This is a genomic window from Streptomyces sp. NPDC002623 (assembly GCF_053592635.1).
Genome location: NZ_JBSFWB010000004.1, coordinates 179,160 through 198,536 on the forward strand (window position 1 = coordinate 179,160; position 19,377 = coordinate 198,536).

A 19,377-nucleotide genomic window follows, 5' to 3' on the forward strand; every position below is an offset into this window, starting at 1 on the left:
GCTACGCGGGTGCGCCCCCGGTGGCGCTCCAGTGGTACAGCGTCATGGCCACACTGGTCGCGAGGTTGTAGCTGGAGACCTGGGGGCGCATCGGCAGGGCCAGGAGATGGTCGGCACGCGCACGCAGCTCGGCGGAGAGCCCGCTGCGCTCCGAGCCGAACGCGAGGAGGGCGTCGTCCGGGAGCTTGACGCCCCGGATGTCGTCGCCCTCCGGGTCGAGGGCGAACACCGGGCCGGCCGGCAGCTCGTCGACCGTCAGCCGCTCCACGGCGGTCGCGAAGTGCAGCCCCGCCCCGCCGCGCACGACGGTCGGATGCCAGGGGTCGAGCGTGCCGGTGGTGACCACCCCGGTCGCCCCGAAGCCCGCCGCCAGCCGGATCACCGCCCCCGCGTTGCCCAGGTTGCGCGGGTCGTCGAGGACGACGACGGGAGTGGCCCGGGGCAGGTGCCCGAGCCGCTCCAGGTTGCCCGCGCGGGAGGGTCGTACGGCCAGGGCGGCGACGCCGGTCGGATGCGGGCGCGGCACCAGGGACGCGTACGTCGCCTCCGGGACCTCCGTCAGGAGCCCGTCCAGCCACTCGCGTACGTCGGGGGCGAGTTCGTCGGCCAGAGCGAGCGTCGCCCGCCGGTCGACGGCGACCGCGACACGGACCTCGGCCCCGAAGCGCACGGCGTGCTTGAGGGCGTGGAAGCCGTCGAGCAGGACGGCGTCGTCGGCGTACCGACGCCACCGGCCGAGCGGATCGGGTCCGTCGAGCCCGTCGGGTCCGTCGGGTCCGTCGGGCGGATCGAGCCGCTCGGAACCGGCGGTCGCGCGATCGGTCATGCCGTGAACCCTACGCGGGTGGGCTCGGGCTCCTTCTGGCCCGACGGCTCCGCCGCGGCCGTACGCCCGCCGCCGGAGAACAGCCGTCCACGCGCGCGTGCCGCCCATCCGCCCAGCCGGTGCAGGAACGGGGTCGGCAGGAAGACGGCGTCCGTCGCGATCATCGCCAGCGAGAAGAACGGCAGGCCGAGGACCACGGCGATCACCGCGTGCTCGGCCATCATCAGGGCCAGCAGGACGTTCTTGAGCCGCCGGTTGAACAGGGTGAACGGGAAGGCGACCTGCACGATGACGGTCCCGTAGGTCGCGAGCAGCACCATCGTGCCGCTGGCGGCCAGCAGGTCGGCGAGCGCGGGCCAGGGCGAGAAGTAGTCCAGGTGCAGCGGGTAGTACACGGCGGTGCCGTCCTGCCAGCGCGAGCCCTGGATCTTGTACCAGCCGGCCGTCGCGTAGATCAGACAGGCCTCGATCATGATCACGACCAGGGCGCCGTTGTGCAGGATGTTGCCGATCACCTCGAACAGGATCCGGGGCTCCGGCGACTTCCTGAGACGCCCGACGGCCCACCACAGGCCCTGCACGACCCACGCCGCCCACAGCAGCACGGGAATGGTCGCCTCGCTGTGGAAACGGCCCGCCACGGTCACCGTGACCAGCACGAACCCGGACGCGGCCCACAGCACGGGACCGACCCGGTCCGTTATCAGCTCCCCACGCGCGCGTGCCTCGCGCTCCCGCCGTGCCCGCCGCGCGTCCAGAGACCACACCTGGCCGCAGCGCATGAACACCAGATAGATCGACATCAGGTGCAGGACGTTGTCGCCGCCGTCTCCCATGAAGACGCTGCGGTTCTGCAGCGAGAGCACGCCGACCATGAACAGCACCGACATCGTGCGGGTGCGCCAGCCGAGCAGCAGCGCCACACTGGCGAGCAGCCCGAGCACGTACACGGCCTGGAACCAGGCCTGTCCGTCCGACCACATGAGGGCCGTGAACGCCCCGTTGGTGTCGATCAGCTGCCGGGCCAGCTCCCAGTCCCAGGGGCTGTCGGGGCCGTAGAGCTCCTGGCGGTGGGGGAACTCGCGCAGCAGGAACAGCAGCCAGGTGGCGCTGAAGCCGATCCGGACGACGGCGCTCTGGTACGGCGCGAGCGCCGACTCGGTGACACGGGCGATGGCCGTGGACACCGTCAGGGAGAACCGGTTCACCTCGCGCCTCCCTCGGTCTCGCCGGTCGGCACCGACCACCAGGACAGCTCGCGGTACACCGGGCTCATCGACACCTTCTCGGTGCTCCACTTCGGCGGGGTCACGTTGGTGGTCTGCGAGCGGACCTGGATCCGCTCGACGACACCGTCGCCGCCGGCCACGCCGCCCCGCTCCAGACGCAGCACCACGATGTGGCGCAGATACGTCTCGGAGAGAGCGCCGCGAACACCGACGGGGCGGTTCTCGTTGTTGTGCGTGGCGGTGAAGAAGTCCCAGGCACGACGCAGCTCGTTCTGCTGCGTGTGGCTCGGCAGCAGGTTGCCGTCGATGGCCCGGCCGTCCTGCGCGGACAGGTCGTACCAGCCGGTGGTCCGCGACCCGCCGTCCACGGTGCGGACCTGCGCGCGGACCTGGACGGCGATGTTCTGCTGCAGCGGGTTCGGTGCGAACAGCTTCCAGTTCTGTTCGAACTCCGGGTACACCCATTCGTCGATCGCCCGGCCGTGCGCCTTCGTGACCGTGTTCTGCGGCGCGACATGCAGGAACACCATCCCCACGTGCACACAGACGGCGACGGCGACGACGGCGAGCGCCAGCGCGGCACCGATCTGATAGCGCGGGGAGAGCGCGGCCACACCGGTCCGGGGCTCGGCGTGGGGAGGCTCGGCCGCGAGACCGAGGCCGGGGGTGGCCGCGAGGCCGGGGGCGGGGGCGGCCGCGAGGCCGGGGGCGGGGGCGGGGGGCGCGCTCGGACCGGCGGCACGGTCGGCAGCCGAGGCAGCGGCGGCGGGCTCGGCACCGGGACCGTCGGCGTCGGGACCGTCGTCGGCGGCGGCCCGCGAACCGGGTTCGGAGCTCGAGAGCTCCGTGCTCGGAAGCTCCGTGCTCGGAAGCTCCGTCCGGGGCCGGGGAACGACGTCGCCGGGAAGAACATCCTCCTCGGGCGGCGTCTGTGCCTCCGCCTCCGCGTCCGCGTCCGTCTCCGCCTCCCCTGACGTGTTGCGCCCCCGTGAAGCGCCAGAGCCTCCGTCGTACGCGTCCATTCCGCCCCGTTCCCCGATCCCGGTCGTCTTCGTGCTGCATCGCGCAATCGCGAACGGTACTCAGCCTCACCCGTTCGGCGCAGCCCTCCCCCCGCTTCGCCCGGGACGGGCCGGGGGCGGGGCGGTTGTCCACAGGGGACGCCCGCAGGTTATCCACAGCGGTTGACACCTTACGACGGCCGTCCCACCATGGAATCGGACGGACCGAACGATCGGTCGGGAGATGGCTCCGGGAGAGCCGTGGCCGAGGCATCCAGCCGAGGCCCGAGGTCAAGGGGGACCGCATGGCGACAGCAGCCGCGCACCAGACGGCCCGCACACAGGGGCACAGCGCGCAGGACAGCGGCGTCGAAGCCGACGCGGCGTACGAGCGCGCGTTCGACGCCACCGTGGCCGCCGACGAGCGCATCGAGCCACGCGACTGGATGCCCGACGCCTACCGCGCGACGCTGGTGCGCCAGATCGCCCAGCACGCCCACTCCGAGATCATCGGCATGCAGCCGGAGGCCAACTGGATCACCCGCGCCCCCTCCCTGCGCCGCAAGGCCATCCTGATGGCGAAGGTCCAGGACGAGGCGGGCCACGGGCTCTACCTCTACAGCGCGGCCGAAACCCTCGGCACCGGCCGCGACGAACTGCTCGACAAGCTCCACACCGGCCGCCAGAAGTACTCCTCGATCTTCAACTACCCCACCCTGACCTGGGCGGACGTCGGCGCGATCGGCTGGCTGGTGGACGGCGCCGCGATCACCAACCAGGTCCCCCTGTGCCGCTGCTCCTACGGCCCGTACGCGCGCGCGATGGTCCGCATCTGCAAGGAGGAGTCCTTCCACCAGCGCCAGGGGTACGAGCTCCTGCTGTCCCTCAGCCGCGGCACCCCGGAGCAGCACGCGATGGCGCAGGACGCGGTGGACCGCTGGTGGTGGCCCTCGCTCATGATGTTCGGCCCGCCCGACGACGAGTCCGCGCACTCCGCGCAGTCGATGGCCTGGAAGATCAAGCGCCACTCGAACGACGAACTGCGCCGGCGCTTCGTCGACATCTGCGTCCCCCAGGCGGAGTCCCTCGGCCTCACGCTCCCCGACCCGGAGCTGAAGTGGAACGAGGAGAGCGGGCACCACGACTTCGGCCCCATCGACTGGACCGAGTTCAAGCAGGTCCTCAAGGGCGACGGCCCCTGCAACGAAGAGCGGATATCCCAACGCAGGCGCGCACACGACGAGGGCGCATGGGTCCGGGAGGCGGCCGCGGCCTACGCGGACAAGCACAGCGGCGAGACAGGAGCGACACGAGCATGACGAACACCGACTGGCCCCTGTGGGAGGTCTTCGTGCGCTCCCGGCGCGGCCTCTCCCACACCCACGCCGGCAGCCTGCACGCGCCGGACGCCGAGTTCGCCCTGCGCAACGCACGCGACCTGTACACCCGCCGCGGCGAGGGCGTCTCGATCTGGGTCGTGCCGTCCTCGGCGATCACGGCCTCCTCGCCCGACGAGAAGGACCCGTTCTTCGAACCGTCCGCCGACAAGCCGTACCGGCACCCGACGTTCTACGAGATCCCGGAGGGGGTGAAGCACCTGTGAACGCACCCGTGAACGCACCCGTGAACGCGCCTGTGACCACGACGGTCGCCACGACCACCCCCACGACGACGGCCGCCCTCGCCCTCGGCGACGACGCCCTGGTGCTCTCCCACCGCCTGGGGGAGTGGATGGGCCACGCGCCCGTGCTGGAGGAGGAGGTCGCCCTCGCCAACATCGCCCTCGACCTGCTGGGCCAGGCCCGGATCCTGCTGTCGATGGCCGGCGACGAGGACGAACTGGCCTACCTGCGCGAGGAACGCGCCTTCCGCAACGTCCAGCTGGTCGAACAGCCCAACGGCGACTTCGCCCACACCATCGCCCGCCAGCTGTACTTCTCCACTTACCAGCACCTCCTGTACGACCGGCTGGCGACCGCAGCGGGCCCGTTCGCGGGGCTCGCGGCGAAGGCCGTCAAGGAGGTCGCCTACCACCGCGACCACGCCGAACAGTGGACCCTGCGGCTCGGCGACGGCACCGAGGTCAGCCACGAGCGGATGCAGCGGGCCTGCACCGCACTGTGGCGGTTCACCGCAGAGATGTTCCGCCCGGTGGACGGCCTCGACCTCGACCGGGCCGCCATGGAGGCTGCCTGGCTGGAATCGGTGGGGCACCTACTGGGGCGGGCCGGCCTGGCCGTGCCCGAGGGGTCGCGCACCGGAGCCTGGAGGGCCGGCGCGGGCCGTGAGGGCCTGCACACCGAGTCCTTCGGCCGGATGCTCGCCGAGATGCAGCACCTGCACCGCAGCCACCCGGGGGCGTCATGGTGACCGCCACCGCCCTGGAGGCGGAGCTGCTGGAGATCGCCGGCGCGGTCCCCGACCCCGAGCTGCCGGTGCTCACCCTCCAGGAGCTGGGCGTCGTGCGCGCCGTGCGCGTGCTCGGGACACAGGCCGTGGAGGTCGAGCTGACCCCGACGTACACCGGCTGTCCGGCGGTGGAGGCGATGTCCGTGGACATCGAGCGCGCGCTGCACGCGCACGGGGTACGCGAGGTGACCGTACGCCGGGTGCTGTCCCCCGCCTGGTCGACCGACGACATCACGGACGAAGGACGCCGCAAGCTCCGGCAGTTCGGCATCGCACCGCCCCGGACGGTACGGGACACCGGCCCCGTCGCCCTGGCCCTCGGCCCGAGCAGAACCCTCGGCCCGACCCGGACCCTCGCACCGGAACCCACCCCGGAACCCACCCCGGACCCCGACCCGGTGCGCTGCCCTCACTGCGGGTCCGCCGACACCGAGTTGCTCAGCCGCTTCTCCTCCACCGCCTGCAAGGCGCTGCGGCGCTGCCTGACCTGCCGTGAACCCTTCGACCACTTCAAGGAGTTGTGATGGCCCGCTTCCACCCGCTCCGGGTGGCCGCGGCGGACCGTCTCACCGACGACTCCGTCGCCCTCACCCTCACGGTCCCCGACGGACTGCGCGAGGAGTACCGGCACGCCCCCGGACAGCACCTCGCCCTGCGCCGGGTGGCCGACGGGACCGAGCTCCGGCGGACGTACTCGATCTGCTCGCCCGCCCCCGACCCGTCCGGCGAGGGACCCCGCACGCTCCGGGTGGGCGTCCGACTGGTCGACGGCGGAGCCTTCTCGACCTACGCCCTGAAGGAGATCGACGTCGGCGACGAACTGGAGGTGATGACCCCGGCGGGCCGGTTCACCCTCGACCCCACGCCCGGCCTGTACGCGGCGATCGTCGGCGGCAGCGGCATCACCCCGGTGCTGTCGATCGTCTCCACGCTGCTGGCCCGCGAGCCCGCCTCCCGGTTCTGCCTCATACGCAGCGACCGGACGGCCGCCTCGACGATGTTCCTGGAGGAGGTCGCCGACCTCAAGGACCGCCATCCCGCGCGGCTGCACCTGGTCACCGTGCTCTCCCGGGAGGAGCAGCAGGCCGGGCTGCCCTCAGGCCGACTGGACCGGGAGCGGCTGACCGCTCTGCTGCCCTCGCTGCTCCCGGTGGAGCAGGTGGCGGGATGGTTCCTGTGCGGCCCCTTCGGGCTGGTGCAGGGCGCGGAGCAGGCGCTGGGCGAGCTCGGGGTCGCGCGCTCCCGGATCCACGAGGAGATCTTCCACGTGGACGACGCGCCCCCGCCGGCGCGCGCATCGGCCCCCGCCCACAGCACCGTGACCGCCCGGCTCGACGGCCGGGGCGGAAGCTGGCCCGTGCGGGACGGGGAGTCGGTCCTGGAGACGGTGCTGCGCAACCGGCCCGACGCGCCCTACGCCTGCAAGGGCGGGGTGTGCGGGACCTGTCGGGCCTTCCTGGTCTCCGGCGAGGTCCGCATGGACCGCAACTTCGCGCTGGAGCCGGAGGAGACGGACTCCGGATACGTACTGGCCTGCCAGTCGCACCCGCTGACGGAGGCGGTGGAGGTGGACTTCGACCGGTGATTCGTCCGGTGAGGCGTACATCGGGCGGGCGGTGAGAAGTGACCGCCCGGTTCCCTTCTTCTAGAACCTGTTCTATCTTGACGCTCCGTCAGATCAGCTGACCCGTCGGGAGGACAGGCCGTGGACTTCACCTTCACCGAGGAGCAGCAGGCCGCGGCCGAGGCGGCGCGGGGAGTGTTCGCCGGGGTCGCCCCCGACGGCGTGCCGAGCCCCGCGCTCACCAGGGGCGCCGTGGCCGACGACTTCGACCGGGCGCTGTGGGCCAAGCTCGCAGCCGCGGACCTGCTGAGCCTGCTGCTCGACGAGGAGTTCGGCGGCGCCGGCCTCGACGCGGTCGGACTCTGTCTGGTGCTGCGCGAATCGGCGAAGGTGCTGGCACGGGTGCCGTTGCTGGAGAACAGCGCGGCCGCGGCCGCCGTACAGGCATACGGGAGCCCGGAGTTGAGGTCGGCGCTGCTCGCGCGGGCCGGGCGGGGAGAGACCGTCCTGACCGTCGCCGCCAACGGCCGCACCGGCCACGACCCGGCCGAACTCGCCGTGACCGCCCGGCAGGACGGCACGGACGCGACCGGCGCAGGCGACGGGGACTGGGTGCTGGACGGCGTACAGACCGCGGTCTCCTGGGCGTACGACGCCGACTTCGTCATCGTCCCGGCGCGCACCGAGGACGACCGGAGCGTCCTCGCCGTCGTTCCGCGCGAGCACGAGGGAGTCGTGCTCGCGGAGCAGATCTCCACCACCGGCGAACGGCTCGGCGAACTGCGTCTCGAATCCGCGCGGATCGCCGCCCCGAACGTCATCACCGCCGACGGCGCGTGGGAATGGCTGCGCGCCCTGCTCACCACGGGTACCTGCGCGCTGGCGCTCGGTCTGGGCGAGCGCGTGCTGGAGATGACCAGCGACTACACCGGCAAGCGGGAGCAGTTCGGGCACCCGATCGCCAGTTTCCAGGCCGTCGCCGTGCAGGCCGCCGACCGCTACATCGATCTGCGCGCGATGGAGGTCACGCTGTGGCAGGCCGCGTGGCGGATCGCCTCCGACGCCCCGGGCGCACTGCCGGCCTCCGGTGACGTCGCCGTGGCCAAGATCTGGGCCTCCGAGGGCGTGCGGCGGACCGTGCAGACCGCACAGCATCTGCACGGAGGCTTCGGCGCCGACGTCGACTACCCGCTGCACCGGTACCACGCCTGGGCCAAGCACCTCGAACTGTCGCTCGGCCCGGCCGCCGCGCACGAGGAGGCCCTGGGCGACCTACTGGCCGCCCATCACCTCAGCTGACCCGCACAGGCCCTGGCCTCGGCATCGGCCTCGGCATCGGCTCCGCCCTACAGGACGAAGCCCGGCTTGCCCTCGGCGGTGACGACCGGGCGGCCCGCGGCGGCCCAGATCTGCATGCCGCCGTCGACGTTCACGGCGTCGATGCCCTGCTGCACCAGGTACATCGTGACCTGGGCGGACCGACCGCCGGAGCGGCAGATCACATGGACCCGCCCGTCCTGCGGAGCCGCCTCGGTCAGCTCGCCGTAGCGCCCGACGAACTCGCTGATGGGGATGTGCAGGGCCCCTTCGGCATGACCCGCCTGCCACTCGTCGTCCTCACGGACGTCCAGCAGGAAGTCGCCGTCCTTGAGGTCTCCGACCTCGACCGTGGGCACACCAGCTCCGAAACTCATGCCCCGACGCTACCCGACAGGGCGTACGAGACGACGGGGCCGGCCATCGGACGGACCCCTTGGGCCGTGTCCGCCCAGCCCACCAGCTCGGCCGCCCAGCCCACCAGCTCGGCCAGCTAGCCCACCAGCTCGGCCAGCTCCGCCTCGCGTGCGGCGACGTCGGCGAGAAGCTTGTCGGCGATCTCGTCCAGGAGGCGGTCGGGGTCGTCCGGAGCCATCCGGAGCATCGAGCCGATCGCGCTGTCCTCCAGCTCCCGGGCGACCAGCGCGAGCATCTCCTTGCGCTCGGCGAGCCACTCGAGGCGGGCGTAGAGCTCCTCGCTGGGGCTCGGGGCGCGCTCCGCGGGCACCGGACCGGCCGCCCACTCCTCGGCCAGCTCGCGGAGCAGGGCCGCGTCGCCCCGTGCGTAGGCCGCGTTGACGCGGGTGATGAACTCCTCGCGCCGGGCCCGCTCGGCGTCCTCCTGCGCGAGGTCGGGGTGGGCCTTGCGGACCAGCTCGCGGTACAGCTTGCGGGCCTCATCGCTGGGCCGCACCCGCTGCGGGGGCTGGACGGACTGGTCCGTGAGCATCGCGGCGGCCTCCGGGAACAGCCCTTCGCCGTCCATCCAGCCGTGGAACAGCTCCTCGACCCCGGGCATCGGCAGCGCCCGGGCCCGCGCCTCGGCGGCCTTGCGCACATCCTCGGGGTCACCGGTGCGCGCGGCCTTGGCCTCGGCGATCTGGGCGTCCAGTTCGTCGAGCCGGGCGTACATCGGACCGAGTTTCTGGTGGTGGAGCCGCGAGAAGTTCTCGACCTCGACGCGGAAGGTCTCCACCGCGATCTCGAACTCGATCAACGCCTGCTCGGCGGCCCGCACGGCCTGCTCCAGCCGCGCCTCGGGCCGGGGCTGCTCAGCTTCGGGGGTCGTCACCCGACCAGCCTAGGCCAACGATCCCCCCGCCATGTCGACCCACCGTCCGCGGGGGCCCCGGCTCCGCACGCGACACGCCTCGGATGCGCCTCACACCCCGGTCTCCGCGGCGATCCGTCCCGCCCGTACCGCGGCGACCAGGTTCGTGTGGTCCGCCTCGGTGCGGTCGGCGTAGGCGACGGCGAACGTGGCGATCGCCTCGTCGAGTTCCTCGTTCTTGCCGCAGTATCCGGCGACGAGGCGGGGGTCGGCGCTGTGCGAGTGGGCACGGGCCAGCAGGGCGCCGGTCATCCGGCCGTAGTCGTCGATCTGGTCGGCTGCGAGCGCCGCCGGGTCGACGCTGCCCTTGCGGTTGCGGAACTGCCGTACCTGGAAGGGGCGTCCGTCGACGGTCGTCCAGCCCAGCAGTATGTCGCTGACGACCTGCATGCGCTTCTGGCCGAGGACCACCCGGCGGCCCTCGTGGTCCACCTCCGGCGCCTCGAAGCCGGCGGTCAGCAGGTGCGGGACGAGGGCCGAGGCGCGGGCCTCCTTCACCTGGAGGATCAGCGGCTCGCCTCGGTGATCCAGCAACAGCACCACGTACGACCGGGCCCCGACACTGCCCGTGCCGACGATGCGGAAGGCAACGTCGTGCACCGCGTGGCGGGCCAGCAGGGGGTGGCGGTCCTCGGACAGGGTGGTCAGGTACTGCGCCAGGGACGCAGCCACCACCGCGGCCTCCGCGTCCGGGACCCGGCGCAGCACCGGCGGCGCGTCGACGAAGCGGCGGCCGCCGTTCTCCGTCGGCTCGGTCGACTTCGCCGCGAACCGTCCGCTGGTGTTGGCCCGCGCCTTCTCCGAGACCCGCTCCAGGGTGCCCAGCAGATCGTGGGCGTCGGTGTGGGAGACCAGCTCCTCGTCGGCGATGGCGTTCCACGCGTCCAGCACCGGAAGTCGGGCCAGCAGCCGCATGGTGCGTCGGTAGGAGCCGGCCGCGCCGTGCGCCGCCCTGCGGCAGGTGTCCTCGTCCGCGCCGGCCTCCCGGCCCGCGAGCACCAGGGAGGCGGCGAGACGCTTGAGGTCCCACTCCCAGGGGCCGTCGACCGTCTCGTCGAAGTCGTTCAGGTCGATGACCAGACCGCCTCGGGCGTCGCCGTACAGGCCGAAGTTGGCCGCGTGGGCGTCGCCGCAGATCTGGGCGCGGATCCCGGTCATGGGCGTGCGGGCCAGGTCGTACGCCATGAGCCCGGCCGAGCCGCGCAGGAACGCGAACGGCGTGGCCGCCATCCGGCCGACCCTTATGGGCGTCAGTTCCGCGATGCGGCCCTGGTTGGACTCCTCGACCACCGTCACCGCGTCCGGCCGCGAGGCGTCCAGCTCAAGCTCGGCGTGCGCCGCGCGCGGCACCCGGCCCCGCAGCGCCCGGCCCGCCTCCTTGGGCGCCCCGAGCACAGACCCAGACTCGGCACCCGCGACCGCGCCCTCACCCGCGACAGACCGCTCGACAGACCGCTCGACGGGCCATTCCGCGAACCCGGGCACCCGAGGAAGCCTGCGCGCTCCACCCGTCTCGGCCCCTGTCCCTGCAACACCGGCCTCGGTCACCACGACCGCCTCCCCCGCACACGTCCGTCCGTCGGCTCGACGAGCCGATCATCAACTCGTGCCGACCGTACAGCCGACGGCCGGGACCCGTCAGACCCTGTGGATGGCATGTTTCACGTGAAACACGCCACCGCCCTCACCACACGCACGGCAACTCCACAGTGATCGCGGTCGGCCCCCCGACCGGACTACTCACGCTCACCGCACCGTCCAACGCGGCGACCCGTCGCCGGATCCCCAGCAGGCCGGACCCTTCCCCCTCGTCCGCGCCGCCGAGACCCTCGTCCCGCACCACCGCCCGCAGCCCGTTCCGCAGCCGCACCAGCTCGACGTCGGCCCGCGGTGAACCGCTGTGCTTGGCGACGTTGGTGAGCGCCTCCGCCACCGCGAAATAGGCAGCGGCCTCCACGGCCGCGGGCGCCCGGTGCACACCGGCGCCCCCGTCATCGAGTCCCTCCACCCGAACCGTCACCTCCACTCCGCTGCCGGCGGCCAGCGCCCGGACGGCGCCCGTGAGTCCGCGGTCGGTGAGGATCGGCGGGTGGATGCCCCGCACGACGTGCCGCAGCTCGGTCAGCGCCTGTTCGGCCTGGTCCTGCGCATCCGCCATGAGGGTGCGCGCGGCGTCCGGGTCACGGTCGAAGGCCCGCTGGGCAAGCCCGATCCGCATGGACAGGGCGACCAGCCGGGCCTGGGCGCCGTCGTGCAGGTCGCGTTCGATGCGACGCAGTTCGGCGCCGTGCGCGGCGATCGCGTCGGCGCGGGTCTCGGTCAGCGCCCGGACGCGGGCGGCGAGGCGCGCCTTCGGGGACGGCCTGAGCAGCGCCCCCGACCAGCGGGCCTCTAGATCGGCGAGCCGGACGACGAGCGGCAGGACGACCGCGTCCCGGCGCAGCAGCCCGCACCGCACCCCGTCGACGACCAGCGCCGTCGGCCACAGCGGCAGCGCGAGCAGCACCAGCCAGCCGTAGACGTAGTGGGCGACCATCCAACGCAGGTCGGCGAGGGTGCCGGGGTCGCGGACGGCCGTCCGGACGCGCTCGCGCAGCGATCCGGTGAGCGGCTCGTACGCCTCGGGGATCTCGCGGCCCGTCCAGCCCGCGACCTGATGGCGCTTGGCCCCGGCGATCCGGCGGATCAGCAGCACCGCCTCGGGCAGCAGCCACGCGCCGACGACGGTGAGCGTGCCGATGGCGGCGATGAGCAGCACGGTGATGAACAGATACGTGCCGAAGGTCATCGCCGCGGCGACGGCCAGCTGGACCGTTGCCCGTCCTGCCTGCCGGATCATCGTCGTCGGCCGGATCGTTTGCACCATGCACCCAACGCTAGGTCGCGCCCCGCCCGAACGCGGTGTAGCCCGCTACACCACCGGTCACGGCACCGGTCACCGCACCCGCCGCCACCGGCCCCGACCCTGAGATGTTCCTCACAAGCTGTGATCAACCATGGCCTGTGCTCGGCGGCTGCCTGCCGGTGCGGAGAAACGCGAAAGCCCCTCAGGTCCGAGGACCTGAGGGGCTTCCAGCTGGTGCGCGAGGGGGGAGTTGAACCCCCACGCCCTTGCGGGCACTGGAACCTGAATCCAGCGCGTCTGCCTATTCCGCCACCCGCGCATTGGGTGTGTCCTCCGGCTTGTTGGCCTTGCGGCCTTGCGCCTTCCGACACGCAGAACATTAGCACGCGGGTCAGGGTGCGTTCACATCCCTTGTTCGGGGGCAGGGAGCAGGTGGGAGGCCTTCGGCAACCTTCTTGGGTCTCGGCGGTGACCGGTTCACGTATCAACCTCGTACTAGAGGCGGCCGTCTCCCCAGGAGCCGGACGAGGACCACAGTCAGGTGCGGGACACTGGTCCACGGCCGCCTCTACGATCCTGGGCAGAAGTACATGCGCAAGAGGGCGTCGACATCCGTCGGCGGGGCCGACAGGGGGAACCAGCCGATTCACCGGCGCGTGGATACGATCAGTAAGCAGTACCAGGTAAGCAGCACGGCACGGGACGGCAGCCACTACGGAGGAGGTGCCCCATGGGAGTCCTGAAGAAATTCGAGCAGCGTCTCGAGGGTCTGGTCAACGGCACCTTCGCCAAGGTCTTCAAGTCCGAGGTCCAACCCGTGGAGATCGCCGGTGCGCTCCAGCGCGAGTGCGACAACAACGCCACGATCTGGAACCGCGACCGCACGGTGGTCCCCAACGACTTCATCGTGGAGCTGAGCACGCCGGACTACGAGCGGCTCAGCCCCTACTCCGGCCAGCTCGGCGACGAGCTCGCGGGCATGGTGCGCGACTACGCCAAGCAGCAGCGCTACACCTTCATGGGACCGATCAAGGTCAACCTGGAGAAGGCGGACGACCTCGACACCGGCCTGTACCGGGTGCGCAGCCGTACGCTCGCCTCCACCGGCGGCCAGGCGCCGGAGCAGGCGCCCGCCGGCGGCCGACCGCGTCCCGCCGGACCCGGCGGGGCGGCCGCGCCGCCCATGCCTGCCGCACCGCCGCCCGGCGGCGCTCCCGGCGCCCGTCCCGGCGGCTACGGCTACCCGCCCGCGGCCGGCGCCCAGCGCCCGGGTGCGGCCGGCGGCGGTCTGGCCGGGGCTCCGCAGCCCGGGTCACGCACCCGCCACTGGATCGAGATCAACGGCACCCGCCACCAGATCTCCCGCGCAACGCTGGTTCTGGGCCGCAGTACCGAGGCCGACGTGCGGATCGACGACCCCGGCGTCTCCCGCCGGCACTGCGAGATCCGAACCGGTTCGCCCTCGACGATCCAGGATCTCGGCTCCACCAACGGCATCGTGGTGGACGGGCAGCACACCACCCGCGCTACGCTCCGCGACGGCTCGCGGATCGTCGTGGGCAGCACCACCATCATTTACCGGCAAGCCGAAGGGTGAAGCGGGGGCAATGTCAGAGCTGACCCTCACGGTCATGCGGCTGGGTTTCCTGGCCGTACTGTGGCTGTTCGTGATCGTGGCCGTGCAGGTCATCCGCAGCGACCTGTTCGGTACGCGGGTCACCCAGCGCGGTTCGCGCCGGGAGGCCGGGCGCGCGCAGCAGCAGCAGGCGCAGCGCCAGGCGCCCCCGCAGCAGCGCCAACAGCCCGCCGCCGGCCGCACGCGCCGTAATGCACCTACCAAGCTGGTCGTGTCCGAGGGCACCCTCACCGGCACGACCGTCGCGCTCCAGGGCCAGACCATCACGCTGGGCCGGGCGCACGACAGCACGATCGTGCTGGACGACGACTACGCCTCCAGCCGCCATGCCAGGATCTACCCGGACCGCGACGGCCAGTGGATCGTCGAGGACCTGGGCTCCACCAACGGCACGTACCTCGACCGATCGCGGCTGACGACTCCCACACCGATCCCGCTGGGCGCGCCGATCCGTATCGGCAAGACCGTCATCGAGTTGCGGAAGTAGTGCTACATCATGACTGAGCGCGAGCGGAGCGAGCACGCGGCGGCGGCCGGCACCCAGGGCCCCGTTGTGCTCCCGACCGGAGGGTGGGCAGTGTGGCTCGACACGACCGGCTGTACCCGGGGCCGACGGGCGAGGTGCGCATGAGTCTGTCACTGCGCTTCGCCGCCGGATCGCACAAGGGCATGATCCGGGAGGGCAACGAGGACTCCGGTTACGCCGGTCCCCGCCTGCTCGCCATCGCCGACGGCATGGGCGGCGCCGCCGCCGGTGAGGTCGCCTCGTCCGAGGCCATCTCCACCATCGTCGCCCTCGACGACGACGTCCCCGGCTCCGACGTCCTCACCTCGCTCGGCACCGCAGTCCAGCGCGCCAACGACCAACTGCGCGCCCTGGTCGAGGAGGACCCCCAGCTCGAGGGCATGGGGACCACCCTGACCGCGCTGCTGTGGACCGGTCAGCGCCTCGGTCTGGTGCATGTCGGCGACTCGCGCGCCTACCTGCTGCGGGACGGCGTGCTGACCCAGATCACACAGGACCACACCTGGGTGCAGCGCCTCGTCGACGAGGGCCGCATCACCGAGGAAGAGGCCACCACCCACCCCCAGCGCTCCCTGCTGATGCGGGCGCTGGGCAGCGGCGAGCACGTCGAGCCGGACCTGTCGATCCGTGAGGTCCGGGCCGGCGACCGCTATCTGATCTGCTCCGACGGTCTGTCCGGAGTCGTCTCCCACCAGACGCTCGAGGACACCCTCGCCAGCTACCAGGGCCCCCAGGAGACCGTGCAGGAGCTGATCCAGCTCGCGCTGCGCGGCGGCGGCCCCGACAACATCACCGTGATCGTGGCCGACGTCCTCGACCTGGACACCGGCGACACCCTCGCCGGGCAGCTCTCCGACGTCCCGGTCGTGGTCGGCGCGGTCGCCGAGAACCAGCTCCAGCTGCACGACAACGGCATCATGCAGACCCCGGCCGGCCGGGCCTCGGGCCTCGGCCGCCGGCAGCAGGGGCACGGCGGGGGCGGCGAGTTCGGCCCGCCCGGCTCCGGCGGCGACATCACCGGCTTCATCCCCACCGACGGCTTCGGCGACTACACCGACGACGACTTCGTCAAGCCGCGCGGCGGCCGTAAGTGGCTGAAGAGATCCTTCTACAGCGTGCTCGCGCTCGCCGTCATCGGCGGCGGCCTGTACGGCGGCTGGCGCTGGACGCAGACGCAGTACTACGTCGGCACCAAGGGCGAGCACGTCGCGCTCTACCGGGGCATCAGCCAGGACCTGGCCTGGGTGTCGCTGTCGAAGGTCGAGAAGGACCACCCCGAGATCGAACTCAAGTACCTCCCGGAGTACCAGCAGAAGCTGGTCGAGGCGACGATCGCCGAGGGCAGCCTGTCCACTGCCCAGAAGAAGATCGACGAGCTGGCCGTCCAGGCCTCCGCCTGCAAGAAGCAGGCCGGTACCGGGACAGCGAGCACGACCGGCTCCACGACCGGCCCGAAGACCGGTGAGGGCGAGGCAGGCGGCAGCACGGGAACCACGCCCGCGTCTCTCACGTCCAAGGCATCGCCGAGCCCCTCGGCATCCGCGTCCCCGTCCGTATCCGCGACCGCCACTCCCACCCCCGGCCCCAGCCTTTCGGAGGAAGAGCAGAAGGTCGTCTCGCGGTGCGGTGAGCAGTAGGCAAGCCGTGAGAGGCCCCGTCACACGATGAGCAGTACTACCAACTCGCCGACGCATCACACGTCCACGATCGGCTCGATCGGTACGCCGAGCCGGCGCAACACCGAGCTCGCGCTGCTGGTGTTCGCCGTCGTCATCCCGGTGTTCGCCTACGCCAACGTGGGCCTGGCCATCAAGGAGGAGGTGCCGTCCGGCCTCCTGAGCTACGGGCTCGGCCTCGGGCTCCTGGCCGGCGTCGCCCATCTCGTCGTCCGCAAGTTCGCGCCGTACGCGGACCCGCTGCTGCTGCCGCTGGCCACGCTGCTGAACGGGCTCGGACTGGTCGCCATCTGGCGGCTGGACCAGTCGAAGTATCTGCAGAACGCCGAGCAGGCCGGCACGGCCGCGCCACGGCAGCTGCTGTACACGGCGATGGGCATCGCCCTGTTCATCGTGGTGCTGATCTTCCTCAAGGACCACCGCGTCCTGCAGCGCTACACCTACATCTCCATGGTCGGCGCGATCTTCCTGCTGCTGCTCCCGCTGGTGCCGGGCCTCGGCCAGAACATCTACGGCGCCAAGATCTGGATCTCGGTCGCCGGCTTCTCCATCCAGCCCGGTGAGTTCGCCAAGATCGTGCTGGCGATCTTCTTCGCCGGCTATCTGATGGTGAAGCGCGACGCGCTCGCCCTGGCCAGCCGCCGTGTGCTCGGTCTGTACCTGCCGCGCGGCCGCGACCTCGGCCCGATCATCGTCGTCTGGATCATCTCGATCCTGATCCTGGTCTTCGAGACGGACCTCGGCACCTCGCTGCTGTTCTTCGGAATGTTCGTCATCATGCTGTACGTCGCCACCGAGCGGACCAGCTGGATCGTCTTCGGCATGCTGATGTCCGCGGTCGGCGCGGTCGGCGTGGCCCAGTTCGAGAGCCACGTACAGCAGCGTGTCCAGGCCTGGCTCGACCCGATGGGCGAGTACAAGCTCTCCCAGGAGGGCGTCATCGGCCACTCCGAGCAGGCCATGCAGGCCCTGTGGGCGTTCGGCTCCGGCGGCACCCTCGGCACCGGCTGGGGCCAGGGCCACTCCGAGCTGATCAAGTTCGCCGCCAACTCCGACTTCATCCTCGCCACCTTCGGCGAGGAGCTGGGCCTGGCCGGCGTCATGGCGCTCCTGCTGCTGTACGGGCTGATCGTCGAGCGCGGTGTGCGCACCGCCCTCGCCGCCCGCGACCCGTTCGGCAAGCTCCTCGCGATCGGCCTCTCCGGCGCCTTCGCACTGCAGGTCTTCGTGGTCGCCGGCGGTGTGATGGGCCTCATTCCGCTGACCGGTATGACGATGCCCTTCCTGGCGTACGGCGGTTCCTCCGTCATCGCCAACTGGGCCCTGATCGGCATCCTGATCAGAATCAGCGACACCGCGCGCCGCCCGGCACCCGCGCCCGCTTCCAACCCCGACGCCGAGATGACCCAGGTGGTCCGCCCGTCATGAACAAGCCCCTGCGCCGGATCGCGATCTTCTGCGGCCTCCTGGTCCTCACCCTGCTGCTGCGGGACAACTACCTGCAGTACGTCAAGGCGGACAGCCTCGCCAGCGACACCAAGAACCGCCGCGTCAACATCACGCGCTACTCGACGCCGCGCGGCAACATCATCGTCGACGGCAAGGCCATCACCGGCTCGGTCGAGACCACCGGCGACTACAAGTACAAGCGCACCTGGACCAACGGCGCGATGTGGGCGCCGGTCACCGGCTACTCCTCGCAGGCCTTCGGCGCCAACCAGCTGGAGAAGCTGGAGGACGGCATCCTCAGCGGCAACGACGACCGGCTCTTCTTCCGCAACACCCTGGACATGATCACGGGCAAGGACAAGGAGGGCGGCAGCGTCATCACCACCCTCAACGCCGCCGCGCAGAAGGCCGCTTACGAGGGCCTGGGCAGCAAGAAGGGCGCGGTCGCCGCGATCGAGCCGTCCACCGGCAAGATCCTGGCGCTGGTCTCGACGCCGTCGTACGACCCGTCGAAGTTCGCCGGATCCTCCGACGCGGACTCCGACGCGTGGAGCGCGGTCCAGAAGAAGAACGACGCCGACGACCCGATGCTCAACCGCGCGCTGCGCGAGACCTACCCGCCGGGCTCCACGTTCAAGGTCGTCACCGCCGCCGCCGCGCTGGAGAACGGCGAGGTCTCCGGCGTCGACGAGAAGACCGAGACCCCGGATCCGTTCAAGCTGCCGGAGTCCTCGAGCAAGCTCACCAACGAGCACGGCGATTGCGAGAACGCCACCCTGCGGTACGCGCTCATGGTCTCCTGCAACACCGTCTTCGCGAAGATGGCCGACAACGTCGGCAACGAGAAGATGATCGAGCAGGCGGAGAAGTTCGGCTTCAACGAGGCCGAGCTGGACACCCCGGTGCGCGCCGCGGAGAGCATCTACCCCAAGGACAACCGGCCGCAGAACGCCCAGGACGGCATCGGGCAGGCCTCCAACCGCGCCACCCCGCTACAGATGGCCATGGTCGCCTCGGCGGTCGCCAACGACGGCAAGCTGATGAAGCCGTACATGGTCGACCAGCTGAAGGCCGCGAACCTGGACACCATCGAGACGACCGAGCCGCAGCAGCTGTCGCAGGCCGTCTCGTCCAAGACCGCGCAGGCCCTGCAGGAGATGATGGAGACGGTCGTCAACAACTCTCAGGGCACCGGCGGCAAGGCCAAGATCAGCGGCGTCATCGTCGGCGGCAAGACCGGTACCGCACAGCACGGCCTCAACAACAGCGAGAAGCCGTACGCCTGGTTCATCTCGTACGCGAAGCTGTCCGACGGCAGCGCGCCGGTGGCCGTCGCCGTCGTCGTCGAGGACGGCGCGGCCAACCGCGGCGACATCACCGGCGGCGGTCTCGCCGGCCCGATCGCAAGGGACGTGATGAAGGCAGTCATCGACAGCAAGAAGTGACCCCCATCACGTCGCCTACACATCGGTGCACGTTGCGATACCGGTCCTGTATCGGGTGACGGGCTTGGCCAGGTCACACAGCGCGGTCCGGGTACGGTAGCCCGGACGGCAGCCTCCGGCCGCA

18 protein-coding genes and 1 tRNA gene are annotated in these 19,377 nt (G+C 71.4%); 11 read left to right on the forward strand and 8 right to left on the reverse strand.

What is annotated here, in order from left to right; translation table 11 throughout:
• Nucleotide 1 precedes the first annotated feature (1 nt).
• The 3 genes from ACWD4O_RS08850 to ACWD4O_RS08860 are packed head-to-tail and all read right to left on the reverse strand — an operon-like array spanning nt 2 to nt 3,077.
• Nucleotides 2–826 (reverse strand): TrmH family RNA methyltransferase, encoded by an 825-nt coding sequence (locus ACWD4O_RS08850; protein WP_451278823.1) that lies wholly within the window; start codon nt 824–826, stop codon nt 2–4.
• A complete protein-coding gene (locus ACWD4O_RS08855; RefSeq protein ID WP_451278825.1) occupies nt 823–2,034 on the reverse strand; it encodes an HTTM domain-containing protein in 1,212 nt (403 codons plus the stop codon). The genes ACWD4O_RS08850 and ACWD4O_RS08855 overlap by 4 nt, the downstream gene beginning before the upstream one ends.
• Entirely contained in the window at nt 2,031–3,077 is a 1,047-nt protein-coding gene (locus ACWD4O_RS08860; protein WP_451278827.1) for a DUF5819 family protein, read from the reverse strand. The genes ACWD4O_RS08855 and ACWD4O_RS08860 overlap by 4 nt, the downstream gene beginning before the upstream one ends.
• A gap of 284 nt (nt 3,078–3,361) precedes the next feature.
• Here ACWD4O_RS08860 and paaA point away from each other — a divergent pair, with 284 nt between their 5' ends.
• The 6 genes from paaA (at nt 3,362) to ACWD4O_RS08890 (ending at nt 8,328) form a co-directional block, all read left to right on the forward strand.
• Nucleotides 3,362–4,375 carry a 1,2-phenylacetyl-CoA epoxidase subunit PaaA gene (gene paaA, locus ACWD4O_RS08865; RefSeq protein WP_451278829.1) on the forward strand — a complete coding sequence of 338 codons (1,014 nt, stop codon included), beginning with the start codon at nt 3,362–3,364 and terminating at the stop codon, nt 4,373–4,375.
• Nucleotides 4,372–4,659 carry a 1,2-phenylacetyl-CoA epoxidase subunit PaaB gene (gene paaB / locus ACWD4O_RS08870; RefSeq protein ID WP_054242083.1) on the forward strand — a complete coding sequence of 96 codons (288 nt, stop codon included), beginning with the start codon at nt 4,372–4,374 and terminating at the stop codon, nt 4,657–4,659. Before paaA ends, paaB begins: the two co-directional genes overlap by 4 nt.
• A gap of 8 nt (nt 4,660–4,667) precedes the next feature.
• Nucleotides 4,668–5,426 carry a 1,2-phenylacetyl-CoA epoxidase subunit PaaC gene (paaC, locus tag ACWD4O_RS08875; protein WP_451278831.1) on the forward strand — a complete coding sequence of 253 codons (759 nt, stop codon included), beginning with the start codon at nt 4,668–4,670 and terminating at the stop codon, nt 5,424–5,426.
• On the forward strand, nt 5,420–5,989 hold the full coding sequence (gene paaD, locus ACWD4O_RS08880; RefSeq protein ID WP_451278833.1) for a 1,2-phenylacetyl-CoA epoxidase subunit PaaD: 570 nt from the start codon (nt 5,420–5,422) through the stop codon (nt 5,987–5,989). Before paaC ends, paaD begins: the two co-directional genes overlap by 7 nt.
• The gene (locus ACWD4O_RS08885; protein WP_451278835.1) at nt 5,989–7,050 is read left to right on the forward strand and encodes a 2Fe-2S iron-sulfur cluster-binding protein; all 1,062 of its coding nucleotides are present in this window, start codon (nt 5,989–5,991) and stop codon (nt 7,048–7,050) included. The genes paaD and ACWD4O_RS08885 overlap by 1 nt, the downstream gene beginning before the upstream one ends.
• Nucleotides 7,051–7,170: 120 nt before the next feature.
• The gene (locus ACWD4O_RS08890) at nt 7,171–8,328 is read left to right on the forward strand and encodes an acyl-CoA dehydrogenase family protein (RefSeq protein ID WP_451278837.1); all 1,158 of its coding nucleotides are present in this window, start codon (nt 7,171–7,173) and stop codon (nt 8,326–8,328) included.
• Between the two features lie 47 nt (nt 8,329–8,375).
• Here ACWD4O_RS08890 and ACWD4O_RS08895 read toward each other — a convergent pair whose 3' ends face one another.
• The 5 genes from ACWD4O_RS08895 to ACWD4O_RS08915 all read right to left on the reverse strand — a co-directional run bounded on the left by ACWD4O_RS08895 (nt 8,376) and on the right by ACWD4O_RS08915 (nt 12,840).
• Nucleotides 8,376–8,705 (reverse strand): rhodanese-like domain-containing protein, encoded by a 330-nt coding sequence (locus ACWD4O_RS08895; protein ID WP_358802745.1) that lies wholly within the window; start codon nt 8,703–8,705, stop codon nt 8,376–8,378.
• Nucleotides 8,706–8,839: 134 nt separating this feature from the next.
• Nucleotides 8,840–9,637, reverse strand: coding sequence for a hypothetical protein (locus tag ACWD4O_RS08900; protein ID WP_451278839.1), 798 nt, complete (start codon nt 9,635–9,637; stop codon nt 8,840–8,842).
• A gap of 90 nt (nt 9,638–9,727) precedes the next feature.
• Nucleotides 9,728–11,227: a DUF2252 domain-containing protein gene (locus tag ACWD4O_RS08905; RefSeq protein ID WP_451278841.1), complete on the reverse strand. Its 1,500-nt coding sequence runs from the start codon at nt 11,225–11,227 to the stop codon at nt 9,728–9,730.
• A gap of 133 nt (nt 11,228–11,360) precedes the next feature.
• Nucleotides 11,361–12,542, reverse strand: coding sequence for a histidine kinase (locus tag ACWD4O_RS08910; protein ID WP_451278843.1), 1,182 nt, complete (start codon nt 12,540–12,542; stop codon nt 11,361–11,363).
• Nucleotides 12,543–12,753: 211 nt separating this feature from the next.
• Nucleotides 12,754–12,840: transfer RNA gene (locus ACWD4O_RS08915), tRNA-Leu, on the reverse strand.
• 411 nt (nt 12,841–13,251) lie between these two features.
• Here ACWD4O_RS08915 and ACWD4O_RS08920 point away from each other — a divergent pair.
• The 5 genes from ACWD4O_RS08920 (at nt 13,252) to ACWD4O_RS08940 (ending at nt 19,253) form a co-directional block, all read left to right on the forward strand.
• Nucleotides 13,252–14,118, forward strand: coding sequence for an FhaA domain-containing protein (locus tag ACWD4O_RS08920; protein ID WP_451278845.1), 867 nt, complete (start codon nt 13,252–13,254; stop codon nt 14,116–14,118).
• Nucleotides 14,119–14,128: 10 nt separating this feature from the next.
• On the forward strand, nt 14,129–14,644 hold the full coding sequence (locus tag ACWD4O_RS08925) for an FHA domain-containing protein FhaB/FipA (protein ID WP_451278847.1): 516 nt from the start codon (nt 14,129–14,131) through the stop codon (nt 14,642–14,644).
• Nucleotides 14,645–14,736: 92 nt separating this feature from the next.
• Entirely contained in the window at nt 14,737–16,320 is a 1,584-nt protein-coding gene (locus ACWD4O_RS08930) for a Stp1/IreP family PP2C-type Ser/Thr phosphatase (protein WP_451278849.1), read from the forward strand.
• 27 nt (nt 16,321–16,347) lie between these two features.
• Entirely contained in the window at nt 16,348–17,787 is a 1,440-nt protein-coding gene (locus ACWD4O_RS08935; RefSeq protein ID WP_351905614.1) for an FtsW/RodA/SpoVE family cell cycle protein, read from the forward strand.
• A complete protein-coding gene (locus ACWD4O_RS08940; protein WP_451278851.1) occupies nt 17,784–19,253 on the forward strand; it encodes a penicillin-binding transpeptidase domain-containing protein in 1,470 nt (489 codons plus the stop codon). Before ACWD4O_RS08935 ends, ACWD4O_RS08940 begins: the two co-directional genes overlap by 4 nt.
• Nucleotides 19,254–19,377 lie beyond the last annotated feature (124 nt).

Bases quoted from the DNA above. Each gene is read 5' to 3' on its own strand.
- ACWD4O_RS08850 (WP_451278823.1), bottom strand. From the start codon at position 826: ATGACCGATCGCGCGACCGCCGGTTCCGAGCGGCTCGATCCGCCCGAC.
- ACWD4O_RS08860 (WP_451278827.1), bottom strand. From the start codon at position 3,077: ATGGACGCGTACGACGGAGGCTCTGGCGCTTCACGGGGGCGCAACACG.
- paaA (WP_451278829.1), top strand. From the start codon at position 3,362: ATGGCGACAGCAGCCGCGCACCAGACGGCCCGCACACAGGGGCACAGC.
- paaB (WP_054242083.1), top strand. From the start codon at position 4,372: ATGACGAACACCGACTGGCCCCTGTGGGAGGTCTTCGTGCGCTCCCGG.
- paaD (WP_451278833.1), top strand. From the start codon at position 5,420: ATGGTGACCGCCACCGCCCTGGAGGCGGAGCTGCTGGAGATCGCCGGC.
- ACWD4O_RS08885 (WP_451278835.1), top strand. From the start codon at position 5,989: ATGGCCCGCTTCCACCCGCTCCGGGTGGCCGCGGCGGACCGTCTCACC.
- ACWD4O_RS08910 (WP_451278843.1), bottom strand. From the start codon at position 12,542: ATGGTGCAAACGATCCGGCCGACGACGATGATCCGGCAGGCAGGACGG.
- ACWD4O_RS08920 (WP_451278845.1), top strand. From the start codon at position 13,252: ATGGGAGTCCTGAAGAAATTCGAGCAGCGTCTCGAGGGTCTGGTCAAC.
- ACWD4O_RS08925 (WP_451278847.1), top strand. From the start codon at position 14,129: ATGTCAGAGCTGACCCTCACGGTCATGCGGCTGGGTTTCCTGGCCGTA.
- ACWD4O_RS08935 (WP_351905614.1), top strand. From the start codon at position 16,348: ATGAGCAGTACTACCAACTCGCCGACGCATCACACGTCCACGATCGGC.
- ACWD4O_RS08940 (WP_451278851.1), top strand. From the start codon at position 17,784: ATGAACAAGCCCCTGCGCCGGATCGCGATCTTCTGCGGCCTCCTGGTC.